This window comes from Roseateles sp. FW301-B2 (genome assembly GCF_058788955.1).
Genome location: NZ_JBYTBE010000003.1, coordinates 1 through 13231, shown reverse-complemented (window position 1 = coordinate 13231; position 13231 = coordinate 1). Strand labels below are relative to the sequence as shown.

Genomic DNA, 13231 nt, shown 5'->3' with positions numbered 1-13231 from the left:
CCCGGCGTGGGGGCCCCCCACGGCCAGCGAGAAGCCGGCGATCTGCAGCGCGCGCTGCGAACGCCAGCCCGCGCGGCTCCAGGGGAAGAGGTGGTCGCGCAGCTCCATCAGCAGCCAGGTCAGGCGCGACTCGCCGGCCCGGTGGTAGGGCGCGGCCGGGTCGGTGGGCATGCGCGGGTCCGGACCATTGGCCACTTTTTCGGGCATGGCCACCGGCTGGATCGGGATGAAGTAACCGTCCTGGCCGATGGGGGTGATCAAGAGGCCGTCGCGCTCGCGCCGCTTGCGCTCCTTGGCCAGCGGCGGGCAGCCGTGGGTGTCGGTGTAGAGCACCATGCAGTCCAGGCAATGCAGGCATTCGCGGTGGTCGATGCGGCCGGCCGCGTCGATGGCCTGGGCGCCGCAGCCCACGGCGCAGGCCTTGCAGCTGTTGCAGTCCTGCTTGCGCCGCAGGCCGAACCAGCGGAAGGTGCTGGGCATGGCCAGGGCCGCGCCGAGCGGGCAGATGTATTTGCAATAGGGCCGCTCGATGAAGAGCGAGATGCCCAGCAGCAGGGCCACGAACAGGCCGTAGGGCCAGGCGCGGTGTGTGATGCCGACCAGGAAGGTGGTCTTGAAGGGCTCCACCTCGGCCAGCATCTCGGCCTGCGTCATCGAGAACATCGAGACCGCCAGCAGGCCGAAGAAGATGCCGTACTTCAGCCACTTGAGCTTGTCGTGCAGGGGCTGCGGCAGCTGGGTCTGCCAGCGCTTCATGCCGAGCTTGCGGCCGAGCTTGTAGATCGCCTCGGAGAGCGAACCGAAGGGGCACATCCAGCCGCAGAACAGGCCGCGTCCGAACAGGAACACGGTGACGATGATGAAGATCCAGAAGATGAAGACGAAGGGGTCGGAGAGGAACAGCGACCAGGTCCACTGGAACAGCAGGGCATGGAACCAGGTCAGCACCTGGGTGATGGAGGGCTGGGCCATCACGCCAAAGCCGACGAAGGCGATCGACAGCGCCCAGGCGCTGTACTTGAAGGCGTTCACCGGCCACTTGTTCTTGTGCGTGGACGCGCGCGTGAGGCGCTCGCGCAGCGCGTAGACGATGCTCACGCCCAGCAGCAGGGCGATGAAGAGGCCAATCTCCAGCGCGCGCGTCTTCCAGATGCGCACCCAGGGCGCGTCGGGCTCCTGCACCACCGGGCGGCCGCCCTCCAGCAGCGCCGCCGGCAGCCAGTACTTGGACTCGAACACCGCGAAGCTGCGGTGGCCGGTGGCGCGGTCCACGCGGTTGCCCAGGAAGGCCAGCTTCCAGGGATAGGCGGCCGAGAAGGAACCGGCGCGCACGATGAAGATGGCCGATTCGCTGTAGCCCGGCGCACCGGCGGCCTCGATGCCGTAGAGATTCAGGTAGTCGAGGTCGCGGAAGGTGAAGGCGTCGGCGCCCTGCTTGAGCTGCACGCGGTCGTAAATGCCGCCGCGCACAAAGCCCGAGCCCTTGAAGGATTCGGCGCCGGCGCTGCGGATCACGAAGAAGGCATGGTCGCCCTCTTTCAGGCGGCTGCGCAGATTCGCGAAGCCGCGCTCGCCCAGCAGGCTGGCACCCAGCTCGGGGTGGTTCAGGTCGCCGAACCAGAGTTCGATGAAGGGCTCGGCGCCGCGCTCCAGCCCGACCTGCTCGGGCTTGACGCGCAGCTGCTGCACGGCGCCCAGCTGCACCAGCTCGGCCCAGCTGTAGTTGTTCCTGCCGCTCGCCGCATAGCGCGCCGCGTCGCGTTTCGTGGGGGCGATGATGCCCACCTGGCGTGCCACCGCGCTGCCGGAGAGCTGCATCACCTGGTTCTGCGCCACCACGGTGACGGTGGCGCCCGAGATCGCGTCCACGCCCAGCACGTTCTCCTCGGGGCGCGAAGGGCCCACCTCGATCAGGTCGGTGACGGACTTGCCCAGGTACTGCTTGTTGAAGTTGATCAGGGCCTGCTCGGGGATGCCCAGCAGCAGGATGGGCTCGGAATGCTTGAGCACCTTCACGCCCACATAGCGACCCTTCACGTCCATGCCGATCAGCGTCACCACTGGCTTGCCCGAATAGGCGGGGGTGTCGGTGATGTCGGTGGACAACATCACATAGCCCAGCAGCTTGCGCTTGCCGGGCTGCTGCGGATCGGCCTCGCCATAGGCCTCCACATAGGGTGGCTGGCCCATGCGCGGCGAGAAGCCGGTGGCGCCGGGGAAGACCTCGCGGCAGGGCACCAGCGCGCACAGATCGGCGGCGGTGGCCAGCTCGGGGCTCAGGTGCGCCTCATAGGCCTGGGCGCCGGCCTGCAAAGGCAGCGCCGCAAGAAAAAGCGCGGCCACGAAGGCCGCGAAAAGTCGTAACACCGGCATTGTTCTTGTCCCTGCGGGGCCGCGGGGCTCGAGACCCGCGACCCTGCCTTCCTCATCTACTCGTTCAAGCCTCGACGATCATGCGCGTGCGCATCTCGAGGTGCAGCGCGTGGCAGAAGTGGGTGCAGTAGCACCAGAACACGCCCGGCTTGTCGGCCACGAAGGTGACCGAGGCCGTCTCCAGCGGGTTGACGATGAAGTTGACGTTGTACTTGGGGATGGCGAAGCCGTGCGTCAGATCCTCCACCTTGTCGAGGTTGGTGAGGATCAGCGTGACCTCGTCGCCCTTCTTGAGCTTGAACTCGCGCATGCTGAAGGCCGGGGCCTGCGAGGTCAGCTTGACGGTGACCTTCTTGCCATTGCGCGTCACGCCCGATTCCTTCGGGTCCTTCACCGCCAGCGGGAAGTCCTCCAGCGCGTAGACCTGCTTGGGCTTGACCAGATCGCGCTTGAAGATGATGAAGTCATGCGGTTCGCCGCGCACCGGGTGGTCGGCCAGCAGCACCATCTTCTCGCCCGAGATGTCGATCAGCTGCTCGTTCTCGGCATGCAGCGGGCCCACGGGCAGGAAGCGGTCCTTGGAGAACTTGCAGCCCACGGCCAGGTACTTGCCGTCGGCGGCGCGCGTCTCGGACTGGCTGGCGTTCAGGTGGCCCGGCTGGTACTGCACGTCGATGCGGTCCACCACGTACTTGGCGCTCTTGTCGCCGGCGTGGAACTTGATCGCGGCCTCGACGTTCCACTTCACCACCTGGCTGTCCAGGAACAGCGTGGTGAAGGCATTGCCGCGGCCGTCGAAGGCGGTGTGCAAGGGGCCCAGGCCCAGCTCGACCTCGGCGACGATGGCCTTGTCGGGCGATTCCAGCTTGCCGTCGAAGTAGTCCAGCACCTTGGCCAGTTCGATCACCGTGGCGGTGGGCGAGAGCTTGCCGGCGCAGATGAAGTACTTGGTGTCGGGGCTGGCGTTCACGCCGTGCGGGTTCTTGGGGACGCTCACATAGGCGGTCAGCGCGGTCTTGGGATCCTTGTTGGATTCCAGGCGGCCGTCCACCACCGGCACCTTGGAGTCGCCATAGGTCTTGAACTTGCCGGCCTTGACGGCCTCCTCGATGCGGGCGATGTTGAAGAACAGGCAGGCGTCGCGCTCGGCCGACATCATGTCCTCGTACTTCACACCCATCTCGGTGTTGTACTGGTTGGTGGCGGCAAGCTTGCCGTCGTACGAGGTGGCGGTGAGGTCGCAGTTGCCGTCGATCAGCACCTGCCAGCGCACGTCCATGCTCTCGGCGTCCACGCAGGTGAAGAGCGAGTGGTACTTCGTGCCGTCCTCGGTGCCCACCGTGTTGGGCAGGGGGATGGAGAACTCGGCGCCGCAGAACACGCGCGTGGTGTAGTTGATCTTCGGATCGACCGGGTCGGCCTTGTCCGGGAAGATGCCGTGGAAGCCCTGCACATTGGGCAGCTCGGTGATCTTGTCGCAGACGAAGTAGTCGAGCCGGATGCGCGCGATGCGGCTGTTGATCTTGTCGTTCACCCAGGCGTAGCGGCCGTCGTAGTTGCCGTCCTTGTAGGAGGCGTGCACGTGGTGGGTGTCGGCCACCGTGTAGCGCAGGCTGCCGTCGGCCTTGGTGCCCATCACCTTCTTGGATTCGTTGGTGATGCCCCAGCCCACCAGGGCGTCGGGGTTGAAGCAGGGAATGCGCAGCAGCTCGCGGCCCGAGGGCAGGCCCAGCACGCGCACGTCGCCGGTATGGCCGCCGCTCCACAGGCCGTAGTAGCTGTCCAGCTCGCCCGGCTTCAGGTGGGTGGCGTTGGCACCGCCGGCGCCATGCTGGGCGGTGGTGGCGGGGCCGCTGGCCGCGGCCGGGGCGGCGTCGCCCTTCTTGTCGGCACAGGCGGCAACGCCCAGGGTCAGGCCGGTGAGGGCCGCGGTGTTGATGAAGCGGCGGCGGCCCAGGATGGCGGGCTGCTCGTTGGAAACGGTGGTTTGTTCGTCTTTCATGTGCTGGCCTTGTAGGGTCGAAAAGTCCAGCGCATCGTCTTCACAAGCCCTCGCTCGCACCTTGAACCAGTTCAAGAAAAGCAGATAAGCGCAGAATCTGTATCTTGGATATAACAAATCACTGGCGCCGCGCGCCCGGACTGATCAGAATCGCGCCTGTTTCGATGTGGAACCTGCCCGCTGGGAGGATGAGTGCGATGAGCAAGAAGAGCTTTGTTTTCAGAACCGCCGTGATGGCCCTCGCCCTGGCCGGCCTTGCCGCCTGCGGCAAGCAGCAAGAGTCAGCGGCTCCCACGGCTGCGCCTGCCGCGCCCACGGCCGCCGCCTCGGTGGCAGCGGCCCCGGCCGAGAACGCGGTTGGCAAATCCACCTTCGGCAAGGTCTGCGCGATGTGCCATGCGGCCGGCGTGGCCGGCGCCCCCAAGCCCGGTGACAAGGCCGACTGGGGCCCGCGCATCGCCCAGGGCGAGGAAACGCTTTACAAGCATGCGCTGGAGGGCTTCACCGGCGCCAAGGGCATGATGCCGGCGCGCGGCGGTGGCGCGGCGCTGAAGGACGAGGAAGTCAAGGCGGCCGTCGACTACATGGTGGCGCAGTCGCGCTGAACGGGCAGGCCTTAACGATGCTGAGCCGACGCGCGTTTGGCGCCGCCCTGCCGCTGCTGGCCACCGCGCTCTATCTGCGCCCGGCCCTGGCCGACCCGCAGGTGCAGCGCGCCTCGCGGCCGCTGATGGGCACGCAGCTGGACATCACCGTGCAGGCGGCGGATGCCGAGCAGCGCCGGTTGGCCCTGCAGGCCGCTTTTGCGGAGATGGAGCGCCTGGCCGGCATGATGAGCCGCTACCGCGCGGCCAGCCTGGTGGCGGCGCTGCAGCGCGCTGCCGGCCAAGACGAGGTGGCGGTGCCGGCCGAAATGTTCGCGGTGCTGCAGATGGCCAAGGCGATGGCGCGGCGCAGCGGCGGTGCCTTCGACCCCACCATCGGCGCGCTCGCCGAATGGAACTTCGACCCGGCCCGGCCCGCCATGCCCACGCCCGCGCAACTGGCGCGCGAGCTGCCCCTGGTGGACCACCGCGACCTGCTGCTGGACGAGCGCGCCATGACGGCGCGCCTGCGCCGCCCCGGCATGCGCCTGGACCTGGGCGGCATCGCCAAGCTGCCCATCCTGACGGCCGGCATGCAGACCCTGCACCGGCATGGCATCGAGCACGCCATGCTCAATGGCGGCGGCGATGTGCTGGTGCGGGGCCAGCTGCAGGGGCGCGATTGGCGCATTGGCCTGCGCGACCCGCGCGCGCCGGCGCAGCTGCTGGGCACGCTGGCCCTCAGCGAGGGTTGGGTGGCCGCCTCGGGCGATTACGAGCGCTGCTTCGAGCGCGCCGGCCGTCGCTATCACCACATCCTCGATCCGCAGAGCGGCCAGCCCAGCCAGGGCCCGCATGGCGTGGTGCTGGTGGCGCGGCGCCTGGAAGCGATCAACGGCCTGGGTGCCGCCATCATGGTGGCGGGCACCGAGGCCGGGCGCCACTGGCTGGCGCAGACGCCCGAGGTCGACGCCCTGATCGCCGGGCGCGATGGCGGCCTGTGGCAGTCCGCCGGTATGGCGCGGCGGCTCGGGGCGGCATAATCTGCCCTTTCTCGCCAGCGGAGCGCATTCATCATGGCCTCGGTCAACAAAGTCATCCTCATCGGCAACCTGGGTCGCGATCCTGAGTTGCGCTACAACCCCAGCGGCGTGGCCTTCTGCACCATCAGCCTGGCCACCACCCGCACCTGGAAGAGCCGCGAGAGCGGCGAGCGCCAGGAAGAGACCGAATGGCACCGCGTCGTCTTCAACGACAAGCTGGCCGAGATCGTCGGCGAGTACTGCAAGAAGGGCCGTCCGCTCTATGTGGAAGGCCGCCTGCGCACCCGCAAGTGGCAGGATAAGGAAGGCAAGGACCAGTACACCACCGAAATCATTGCCGACCAGATGCAACTGCTGGGCGGCCGTGAGGGCGGCGGCGACGAAGGTGGCGGCGGCGGCGGTGGTGGCTACAGCCGCCAGGCCCGCGGTGGCGCCGAGCGCGGTGGCGAGATGGGTGGCGGCGGCGAAGCCCGCGAGTCGCGCGCCCCGGCCGCCCGTGCGCCGGCGCCGCGCCCGGCACCGGCCCCCAAGCCCTCGACCGGCTTCGACGACATGGACGACGACATCCCGTTCTGACCCCGTCTGCCTGCTTCGGCCAGCCAGCCCAGCGCCCCGTCCAGGGCCCTGGGCTTTTTTCTTGGCTTAGTTCCTGGGCCGCCCGCCCAGCACGCGCGCCGGCAGGAACAGCAGCGCGCGTATCAAGGCGAACACGGCCTCGAAGCCGATGCCTATCAGCCGGAAGGGCAGCGAGATCAGCCAGACCAGGGGCCACAACAGTAGCGCCAGCAAGGCCAGGGGCCAGCACAGCACCAGCAGGATGAGCCAGCCGGTCAGGGTCAGCAAGGCGTTCATGGCGGGGCTCCGGGCGGGGGTGAAGTGCGTCGATTCTGCGCGGTGGGCGGCCGGATGCCACAGGCCATGCCCGGCCGGATGGCGGCGGCGCGTGAAAGCACCCATTGCCCGATCGCGGCCTGACCCTAGAATCGCCCCGAATTGCGCGGTCCGTCCGTCCATCTTTCCGGCCGCGTGAGGAAGAATCTCAAGGAGCTACCCCTATGAAGAACAAATTTGCCGCGCTGTCCGCTGGCCTCGCCCTGACCCTCAGCATGGGCCTGCTGGCCCCCGCCATGGCCGCCGGCCCGACGGGCCCGGATGCCGCCGCCGTGCAGACCGTGCGCGAGCAACTGCGCACCGACCGCAAGGCCTATGTGCTGAAGTCGCTGGCGCTGGACGAAGCCCAGGCCAAGGCCTTTGCCAAGGTCTACGACGCCTACGCCGCCGATCTCGCCAACCTGAGCCGCCAATCCACCCGCCTGTCGGTGGAGTTCATCGGTTTTGGCGACAAGCCCACCGACGCCCAGTCCAAGTACTTCGTCAAGGAGTACCTGGCCGTGGAAGACGCCGAGTTCAAGGTCTACCGCAAGTACCACCCGCGCATCGTCAAGGCCATCGGCCAGGCCGGTGCCGCACGTTTCCTGGCCACCGAGCGCCGCATCCGCGCGCTGCAGGAATTCGACCACTGGATGTGATGCCAGCGCGGCGGGCCCCCGTGGGCCCGCAGCCGCCCGCAAGAGGGTCCGCCCGGGCCGCTTGCGGGTTTCTTTTTTGTCGCTAGGGTTTCCACCCGCTGACCCGCACATGAGGGCCCGGTGATGCCCCGATTGATGTGTCATGCGCCCGATGCCATAGTGCCGGGCCGAGTGAACGCTGGTGAGGGTCTGTAGACTGGGCTCAGCGCTGAGAAGAAACCATAGGGATGCCGAGCTGACCATGCCGCCGATTTCGTTGTTGTCGTACGTGAAGAAGAGCCAGCACCGGGGCTTCACCCTGCTGGAGCTGCTGGTGGTGATGGTCATCATCGGCCTGCTGGCGGGCTATGTGGGCCCCAAGTTCTTTGGCCAGATCGGCAAGTCCGAGGTCAAGGCGGCCAAGGCGCAGATCGATGCGCTGCAGAAATCGCTGGACCAGTACCGCATCGACCTGGGCCATTACCCCAGCACCGAGCAGGGCCTGCAGGCCCTGGTGGTGAAGCCCGCCGACGAGCCGCGCTGGGCCGGCCCCTATCTCAGCAAGGCAGTGCCCAAGGACCCCTGGCACAACGAGTATCAATACCGCGCCCCGGGTGAGCATGGCGAATACGACCTGCTTTCCTTCGGCCGCGACGGCCGCCCCGGCGGCGAGGGCGAAGACGCCGATCTGGTGAGCTGGTAATCAACGCCGGCCACCTTCCGCCGATGCCCACCTTCGAGGCCCGTGTCTTCCATCCCGACCAAGGGGTGATGCAGCGCCGTGTCGAGGCCGCCGATCGGCAGGCCGTCGCCGCGGCCCTGGGCGTGCTGCCCCAGCATGTGCTGGAGGTGCGCGAGCTGGGGGGCGGGGCCACGCGCGCGGCGCGGCGCGGCGGCTTCAGGCGCAATGCCCGCTTTCCGCTGCAGCTCTTCAGCCAGGAGCTGGCGGTGCTGTTGGACGCCGGCATCAGCCTGCTGGAGGCGCTGAGCACGCTGCGCGAGAAAGAGGCCAGCGAGGGCGTGCGCCAGGCGCTGGACGGCGTGGCCGAGGCGGTGCAGCAGGGCCAGCCGCTCTCGGCGGCGCTGCGCCAGCATCCCGAGGCTTTTGACGAGCTGATCTGCGCCATCGTGGCGGCGAATGAAAAGACCGGCCAGCTGGCCGTGGCCCTGGCCCAGCATGCGCGCTACCTGGCCTGGGTGGAGAGCCTGCGTTCGCGCCTGATCGCCGCCTGCGTCTACCCGGCCATGCTGCTGGTGGTGGGCTCGGCGGTCATCATGTTCCTGCTGCTGTTCGTGCTGCCGCGCTTTGCCGGCATCCTCGACGGCCTCGGCAACGAGCTGCCCTGGGGCTCGCGCCTGCTCATCGGCTTTGGTCAGACCGCCGGCGCGCATCCCTGGCTGGTGCTGGGTGCGGTGTCGGGTCTTGCCCTGCTGGCGGTGGCGGTGCTCCGGCATCGCCCGCTGCGCGAGCGCGTGCAGGCCGGCCTCTGGACCTTCCCCGGCCTGGGCCCGCGCCTGCGCGTGCTGGCGCTGGCGCGGCTGTACCGCAGCATGGGCATGCTGCTGGCCTCGGGCGTGCCGGTATTGCCGGCGCTGCGCATCGTGCAGGACGTGGTGGCGCTGCCCTGGCGGCCTGCGGTGGCGGCGGCGGCCGAGCAGATCGCGCGCGGCGAGCGTTTCTCGGACGCGCTGGAGGCCCATGATCTGGCCACGCCGGTGGCGCGCCGCATGGTGCGGGTGGGCGAGCGCAGCGGCGAGCTGGCGGCGATGCTGGAGCGCGCCGCGGCCTTTCACGACGAAGAGGCGGTGCGCCTCACCGAGCTGCTGACGCGCGCCATCAACCCGGCGCTGATGTTGGTGATGGGCGTGCTGATCGGCGGCATCATCGTGCTGATGTACCTGCCTATTTTCCAATTGGTCGAGCAAGTCCAATGAGTGGCGATGTGACTTCCCTGGCCCATTGGCTGCCCGCCGAGCAGGCGCCCTGGCATCTCGATTTCGAGCGCTGGCCGCAGGCCCAGGCGCAGCGCTGGCGGGCCGTGCTGGCGGTCAACGCGCAGGGCCGCTGCACCCTGCTGGCGGATCGCGCCCTGGATGCGCTGCTGCTGCAAAGCGTGGAGTCGCGCCTGCAGCTGCCGGTGCGCTGGCGGGTCTGCGAGGCCGCGGCGGTGGAGCATTGGCTGGGCGCCGGCGAGGCCGACTTCCGCGCGCTCTCGGATGTGGACGAGGCCATGGCCGGCAGCGAGACGCATGCGGCCGATGCCGAGGAGCTCTCGGCGCTGCGCCTGTCGGAGCAGGTGAGCCCGGTGGTGCGCCTGCTCAACGCCACGCTCTACGACGCGCTGCAGGACGGCGCCAGCGATGTGCACATCGAATGCACGGCGCGCGGCGCGGTGATCCGTTTCCGCATCGACGGCGTGATGGCCCAGGTGCGCCAGGTGGACGGCGCGGCGGTGGCCGAGCAGCTGGTGTCGCGGCTCAAGGTGATGTCGGAGCTGGACATCGGCGAGCGCCGCCTGCCGCAGGACGGCCGCTTCAAGCTGAAGGTGCAGGGGCGCGAGATCGATTTCCGCCTCTCCATCATGCCCAGCGTGTTCGGCGAGGACGCGGTGGTGCGCGTGCTGGACCGCGCCCGCATCGAGAAAGAGAGCAGCGGCCAGCTGACGCTGGATGCGCTGGGTTTCGATGCCGAGGAGCGCGCCGCGATCCGCGCCCAGGCGCGCCAGCCGCATGGCATGCTGCTGGTGACCGGCCCCACCGGCAGCGGCAAGACCACCACGCTCTACGCCACCCTGGCCGAGATCCACACCGGCCAGGACAAGATCATCACCATCGAGGACCCTGTGGAGTACCAGCTGCCCGGCGTGGTGCAGATCCCGGTGAACGAGAAGAAGGGCCTGACCTTCTCGCGCGGCCTGCGCTCGATCCTGCGCCACGACCCGGACCGCGTGATGGTGGGCGAGATCCGCGATGCCGAGACCGCGCAGATCGCGGTGCAGGCCGCGCTCACCGGCCACCTGGTGTTCTCCACCGTGCATGCCAACAACGCCTTCGACGTGATCGGCCGCTTCATGCACATGGGGCTGGATCTCTACAACGTTGTCTCCGCGCTCAACGCGGTGCTGGCGCAGCGCCTGATGCGGCTGAACTGCCGGCATTGCGCGCGGCCCTTCGTGCCCGACGTGGCCACCTTGGCGCGGCATGGCTTGAAGGCCGATGAGGGCACTTATATGAAGGGCGAGGGCTGCGGCCATTGCCGCGGCACCGGCTATCGCGGCCGGCGCGCGGTGGCCGAGCTGCTCAAGCTCGACGACGGCCTGCGCGACCTGATCGCCGCGCGCGCCCCGATGTCGCAGATCAAGGAAGCGGCGCGCAGCCGCGGCATGAAGCCGCTGCGCACGCTGGCGCTGCAGGCGGTGTGCCGCGGCGTCACCACCTTCGAGGAGCTGGAACGTGTCACCCTCGAGGAGTGAATTTTTCATGTCGGCAGCTGCGCAACCCAAGGGGCAGGTCTTGCGTTGGCGGCGCGCGCTGCGCGCACGCCTGGCGCGGCCGCAGGCCCTGTGGCTGGATGCGCGCGGGCAGCTGCAGGGCAGCAGCCTGGCGGATTGGGCCGCCGCCCATGCCGGCGGCGCGCTGGAGCTGGTGGTGTCCGAGCATCTGCTGGCGCATCTGCTCAGCGAGCCCGGCCTGCCGCTGGCCGACGACGCGGCCATAGCCGCCTATGCGCGCCAGCTCTTTGGCCATTACTTTGGCGCCGCGGCGCAGCGCTGGGCGCTGGCGCCCTGGCAAACGGGCGAGGCAGGGCATGGCGACAAGGACGCCAAGGGCGCCAGCGCCCTGCAGGGCCTGGACTGGCCGGCCGCCCAGGCCAGCCTGGCGGCCCAGCAGGTGCGCGTGCTGAGCCTGCGCCCCGCCTGGGCCGCCGTCCTGCAGGCGCTGGCCCCACAGGAGCCGCAATGGCTGCGCGCGCCGCAGGCCGCGCTGGCCTGGGTGGAGGGCAGCCTGCTGACTTGGGCTGAGCTGCGCGAGGGCAGGTGCCAGGTCTTGCGCCATCAGCGCCTCGAAGCGGCCACGCCGGCCGCGCTGGGCGAGGCGTTGGCCGAACTTAGACGCGAGGGCATGGAGGTCTTGCTGCTGGGCTATGGCCTGGCGGCGGGCACGGTGCCGGCCTGGCCGGGGGTGCGCGTGCTGGGCCGGCTCGACGGCAGCGCACCCGAGCCCGACTGGCTGGCGCGGCCCGCACAGGACTGGGCGCAGGCACCCAGGCCCGACTTCATCGCGCAGGGCCGGGCACGTTCGCCGCTGGCCTGGCCGCTCGCCGCCACCGGCGCCCTGGTGCTGGCTGCGGCCGCCTGGGGCGCCTGGGACAGCCGGGCAGACATGCTGCAGGCGCAGAGCCGCCTGGCCAGCCTGCAGCACCAGCAGCGCGGCCTGCCCGCGGCCAAGGTCGCCGCCGTCGCGGTAGCCAGCCCCGGCCGCACCGATCCGCTTGAGCAGGAGCGCCAGCGCAGCCTGGCCGAGGTGCAGCGCCTGTTGGCGCAGCCCTGGGGCCATTTGCTCGCCAACGTCGAGCAGGCGGGCCTCACCGGCGCGCCCGGCGCGATCCACTGGCTGGGCCTGGACCTCAACACCGGCCGCATGGAGCTGCGCCTGGAGGGTCTGGCCAGCGACAAGGCCGTGGCCCTGCAGCTGGTGGACCGCCTGAGTGCCGCGCCCGGCTGGAGCGAGGTGGTGCTGGGGCGCTTCCAGAACGGCAGCGAGGGCATGAGCGGGCAGCGCTTTGAGCTGGTGGCCAAGCTCAGGCCGGCGGCCCTGCAGGCCAGCCTGCCCGTGCAGGACAAGAAGCCATGAGGGCGCGCCTGAAATTGCATGCGCAGGCGCTGGGCTGGCCCGGCCTGCTGGGCCTGCTCCTGCTGCTGGCCGCGGCGGCGCTGGCGCTGGGCCTGACGCCGCGCTGGGAGGCGCAGGCGAGCCAATGGGAGGCCGAGGCCGGGCGCCTGCAGCGTCAGCTGCGCGCGCAGAAGCTGGCCGCTGCAGCCGCCACGCCCGGCGCCCAGGCCACGCTCACGCCGGCGCAATGGCAGCTGGGCCTGCCCTCCGGCGAGCAGCGCCAGCAGCGCCTGGCCGATCTGCTGGAACTGGGCCTGCGCCAGGGCCTGGTGAGTGTGCGCACCGAGCATCGCCTGACGGTGGATGTCAGCGCCGGCCTGGAGCGCCTGCGCATCACCATGCCGGTGCAGGGTGGCTATGCGCAGCTGCGCGGTTATATCGATGCGGCGCTGCTGCAGGACCCGGGGCTGAGCCTGGACAGCCTCAAGCTGCGCCGCGCCAATCCGCAGACGCCTGAGGTCGAGGCCGAGTTGCTGTGGTCGCTGCATGCGCGCCATGCGGCCGCGCCGGAGCAGGAGGCGCCGCGATGACGACGAGCAAGCAGGGTGTGAGCAAGCGTCAGCTGGCCCTGGCCGCGGCCCTGGCCGCCACCATCGCCGCGACGCTGTGGGCGGCGCAGAGCGAGGACGAAGAACCGGTGCAGGCCAGCGCCGGCGCGCGCCGTGCCGCCGCGCCAGCGGCTGCAGGCGCTAACCGTGTGGTGGCGCGTCCGTCCGCCGCGGCCAGCGCGCCGCTGCGCTTTGTGGCGCTGCAGCGCGCACCCTGGCCGGCGGTCAAGGACAGCGAGTTGGCGGCCTGGATGCCGCTGCCTCCACCGCCGCCTCCACC

The 13231-nt window shown here is 69.7% G+C and carries 12 protein-coding genes and 1 pseudogene; 10 read left to right on the top strand and 3 right to left on the bottom strand.

Translation table 11 applies throughout. The features are described 5' to 3' along the window. Both AC3WQY_RS03295 and nosZ read right to left on the bottom strand, forming a co-directional pair. Window positions 1-2373: 4Fe-4S binding protein (locus tag AC3WQY_RS03295; protein ID WP_492705772.1), on the bottom strand; the 2373-nt coding region annotated here is incomplete at its 3' end. Between the two features lie 64 nt (window positions 2374-2437). Then, window positions 2438-4375: a TAT-dependent nitrous-oxide reductase gene (gene nosZ / locus AC3WQY_RS03290; RefSeq protein WP_285234203.1), complete on the bottom strand. Its 1938-nt coding sequence runs from the start codon at window positions 4373-4375 to the stop codon at window positions 2438-2440. A 197-nt stretch (window positions 4376-4572) separates the two neighbouring features. On the opposite strand from nosZ, the gene AC3WQY_RS03285 reads away from it, so the two are divergent. Genes AC3WQY_RS03285 through ssb form a run of 3 tightly spaced genes read left to right on the top strand, consistent with a single transcriptional unit; the run spans window position 4573 to window position 6578 of the window. Next, window positions 4573-4980: a c-type cytochrome gene (locus AC3WQY_RS03285; RefSeq protein WP_285234202.1), complete on the top strand. Its 408-nt coding sequence runs from the start codon at window positions 4573-4575 to the stop codon at window positions 4978-4980. 17 nt (window positions 4981-4997) lie between these two features. After that, the gene (locus AC3WQY_RS03280; protein ID WP_492705769.1) at window positions 4998-6002 is read left to right on the top strand and encodes an FAD:protein FMN transferase; all 1005 of its coding nucleotides are present in this window, start codon (window positions 4998-5000) and stop codon (window positions 6000-6002) included. 33 nt (window positions 6003-6035) lie between these two features. Further along, a complete protein-coding gene (ssb, locus tag AC3WQY_RS03275) occupies window positions 6036-6578 on the top strand; it encodes a single-stranded DNA-binding protein (RefSeq protein WP_492705767.1) in 543 nt (180 codons plus the stop codon). A gap of 66 nt (window positions 6579-6644) precedes the next feature. On the opposite strand, the gene AC3WQY_RS03270 is transcribed toward ssb, so the two are convergent. Next, complete coding sequence (locus AC3WQY_RS03270; RefSeq protein WP_285234199.1) at window positions 6645-6854, bottom strand: hypothetical protein; 210 nt, start codon at window positions 6852-6854, stop codon at window positions 6645-6647. Between the two features lie 203 nt (window positions 6855-7057). Here AC3WQY_RS03270 and AC3WQY_RS03265 point away from each other — a divergent pair, with 203 nt between their 5' ends. The 7 genes and pseudogenes from AC3WQY_RS03265 to AC3WQY_RS03235 form a co-directional block, all read left to right on the top strand. Beyond that, the gene (locus AC3WQY_RS03265; RefSeq protein ID WP_285234198.1) at window positions 7058-7531 is read left to right on the top strand and encodes a hypothetical protein; all 474 of its coding nucleotides are present in this window, start codon (window positions 7058-7060) and stop codon (window positions 7529-7531) included. Between the two features lie 241 nt (window positions 7532-7772). Further along, complete coding sequence (gspG, locus tag AC3WQY_RS03260; protein WP_285234197.1) at window positions 7773-8213, top strand: type II secretion system major pseudopilin GspG; 441 nt, start codon at window positions 7773-7775, stop codon at window positions 8211-8213. A gap of 23 nt (window positions 8214-8236) precedes the next feature. Next, window positions 8237-9445 (top strand): type II secretion system F family protein, encoded by a 1209-nt coding sequence (locus AC3WQY_RS03255; RefSeq protein WP_492705764.1) that lies wholly within the window; start codon window positions 8237-8239, stop codon window positions 9443-9445. An 8-nt stretch (window positions 9446-9453) separates the two neighbouring features. Then, window positions 9454-10983 carry a GspE/PulE family protein gene (locus AC3WQY_RS03250; RefSeq protein ID WP_285234195.1) on the top strand — a complete coding sequence of 510 codons (1530 nt, stop codon included), beginning with the start codon at window positions 9454-9456 and terminating at the stop codon, window positions 10981-10983. A 7-nt stretch (window positions 10984-10990) separates the two neighbouring features. Beyond that, entirely contained in the window at window positions 10991-12364 is a 1374-nt protein-coding gene (locus AC3WQY_RS03245) for a hypothetical protein (RefSeq protein ID WP_492705762.1), read from the top strand. After that, window positions 12361-12933: a hypothetical protein gene (locus AC3WQY_RS03240; RefSeq protein WP_285234193.1), complete on the top strand. Its 573-nt coding sequence runs from the start codon at window positions 12361-12363 to the stop codon at window positions 12931-12933. The genes AC3WQY_RS03245 and AC3WQY_RS03240 overlap by 4 nt, the downstream gene beginning before the upstream one ends. Beyond that, window positions 12930-13231, top strand: a pseudogene (locus AC3WQY_RS03235) (hypothetical protein); the annotation flags it as partial. The gene AC3WQY_RS03240 and the pseudogene AC3WQY_RS03235, both read left to right, overlap by 4 nt.

Bases quoted from the DNA above. Each gene is read 5' to 3' on its own strand.
- nosZ (WP_285234203.1), bottom strand. From the start codon at position 4,375: ATGAAAGACGAACAAACCACCGTTTCCAACGAGCAGCCCGCCATCCTG.
- AC3WQY_RS03285 (WP_285234202.1), top strand. From the start codon at position 4,573: ATGAGCAAGAAGAGCTTTGTTTTCAGAACCGCCGTGATGGCCCTCGCC.
- AC3WQY_RS03280 (WP_492705769.1), top strand. From the start codon at position 4,998: ATGCTGAGCCGACGCGCGTTTGGCGCCGCCCTGCCGCTGCTGGCCACC.
- ssb (WP_492705767.1), top strand. From the start codon at position 6,036: ATGGCCTCGGTCAACAAAGTCATCCTCATCGGCAACCTGGGTCGCGAT.
- AC3WQY_RS03270 (WP_285234199.1), bottom strand. From the start codon at position 6,854: ATGAACGCCTTGCTGACCCTGACCGGCTGGCTCATCCTGCTGGTGCTG.
- AC3WQY_RS03265 (WP_285234198.1), top strand. From the start codon at position 7,058: ATGAAGAACAAATTTGCCGCGCTGTCCGCTGGCCTCGCCCTGACCCTC.
- gspG (WP_285234197.1), top strand. From the start codon at position 7,773: ATGCCGCCGATTTCGTTGTTGTCGTACGTGAAGAAGAGCCAGCACCGG.
- AC3WQY_RS03255 (WP_492705764.1), top strand. From the start codon at position 8,237: ATGCCCACCTTCGAGGCCCGTGTCTTCCATCCCGACCAAGGGGTGATG.
- AC3WQY_RS03245 (WP_492705762.1), top strand. From the start codon at position 10,991: ATGTCGGCAGCTGCGCAACCCAAGGGGCAGGTCTTGCGTTGGCGGCGC.
- AC3WQY_RS03240 (WP_285234193.1), top strand. From the start codon at position 12,361: ATGAGGGCGCGCCTGAAATTGCATGCGCAGGCGCTGGGCTGGCCCGGC.